1 protein-coding gene is annotated in these 1,669 nt (G+C 60.7%); it reads left to right on the top strand.

Annotated features, from left to right (window positions below; translation table 11 throughout):
* Nucleotides 1-83 precede the first annotated feature (83 nt).
* A complete protein-coding gene (locus P9A16_RS35515) occupies nucleotides 84-1,457 on the top strand; it encodes an ISNCY family transposase (RefSeq protein ID WP_278026563.1) in 1,374 nt (457 codons plus the stop codon).
* The last annotated feature ends 212 nt before the right edge of the window (nucleotides 1,458-1,669 follow it).

The raw sequence follows: 1,669 nt of genomic DNA, 5'->3' as shown, positions 1-1,669 counted from the left end.
TGTAGCCGCAAAGTTAAAGTGTCCTGATCCTGCAAAGTTGGAATGTCACTCTCCCCGGGTTTTGATGACCTGGGAGATTGCGGATGGGATTGATTGCGATGAGCGAGCGCGATCTGCAGCGGATTGAGGTTTTGTCGAAGGTGATCGCCGGACGCATGACGTTGGTGTCGGCGGCACATGTGCTTGAGCTGAGCACCCGCCAGGTTCGCCGGTTGCTGGAGCGGATCAGCACTGGCGGTGCGGCGTCGATCCGGCACCAGGCGATCGGCCGGCCATCGAACAACCGGATCTGCGACGGCGTACGCGATTACGCCATGACGATCGTGCGCGAGCGTTATGCCGACTTTGGTCCGACGCTGGCGGCCGAGAAGCTTGCGGAGCGTGATGGTCTGACGGTGTCGCGCGAGACCTTGCGCCAATGGATGTCGGAGGCCGGCTTGTGGCTGTCGCGCAAGCAGCGACGGACGTTCCATCAGCCGCGGCTGCGGCGCGAGGCCTACGGCGAGTTGGTTCAGATCGACGGTTCCGAGCATCGCTGGTTCGAAGATCGCGGCGATTCATGTTCATTGCTGGTGTTCATCGATGATGCGACCGGCAAGCTGATGCAGTTGCGGTTTGTGCGCTCGGAAAGTGCGTTCAGCTATTTCGAGGCGCTGGAACTCTATCTGAAGGCGCATGGTGCTCCCGTCGCCTTCTATTCCGACAAGCATTCGGTGTTCCGGGTTGCGAAGAAGGATGCCAAGGGCGGCCAAGGCATGACCCAGTTCGGGCGTGCACTTTGCGAGTTAAACATCGAGATTCTTTGCGCAAACTCGAGTCAAGCCAAGGGCCGGGTCGAGCGGATGAACCGGACGCTACAGGACCGGTTGATTAAGGATCTGCGTCTGGAGGGCGTCTGCGGCATGGACGACGGCAACGCTTTCCTGCCTCGGTTCATGGAGCGCTATAACCGCCAGTTTGCCATTACCCCTGCCCGATCTGATGATCTGCATCGGCCGCTGAACCTTGCCCCGGATCGGCTGCGCGACGTGCTATGCAAACGTGAGCAGCGTTATGTCGGTGCCCAGTTGACGTTTTCGTACGAGCGCCAGCGGATCATGCTGGAAGAGACCGAGGTGACGCGCGGGCTGGTCGGTCGCTATGTCGAGACCTACGCGCTTGCCGACGGCAGGCTGGATGTGCGTTGGAAGGGGCATTCCCTACCCTACCGGGTGTTCGACAAGGACCAGCGGGTGACGCATGCGGCGATCACCGAGAACAAGCGGCTCGGTGAACTCCTGACCTACATCAAGGAACGTCAGGAGCAGCAGACGAAGCCCGCCGTGAAGACGAACAGCGAGAAGAACGGCTACGTTCGACGCGCGCGCGGCCCGGGACGTCGGAAGGATTTCATGAACGATCCTGCGGTCATTGCCCGGCGGCGACAGGCGCTCTCTGACCTCGATGCGGCGGAATGACCGGCTGCTTCAACTGTCCAAGCTAAAGCCGATGGGTGCGTCTCATCCGCCCCCTCCCTTCCCTTGCAACCCGGTCCAGCCGGTTCGGTCGGGGGCTTGCCTCAGCGCCAACGGAGATGTCGAGTGTCGCATGTCTAAATGGCTGACGACGCGCCGCCCAAATTGACATTTTAACTTTGCGCCAAAGCGGACAGTTCAACTTGGCTGCCACA

The organism is Shinella sp. 838 (genome assembly GCF_029623935.1).
Classification (GTDB): Bacteria; Pseudomonadota; Alphaproteobacteria; order Rhizobiales; family Rhizobiaceae; genus Shinella.
Note: the sequence above shows the minus strand (reverse complement) of the source record. Positions and strands in the feature narration are given on the sequence as shown.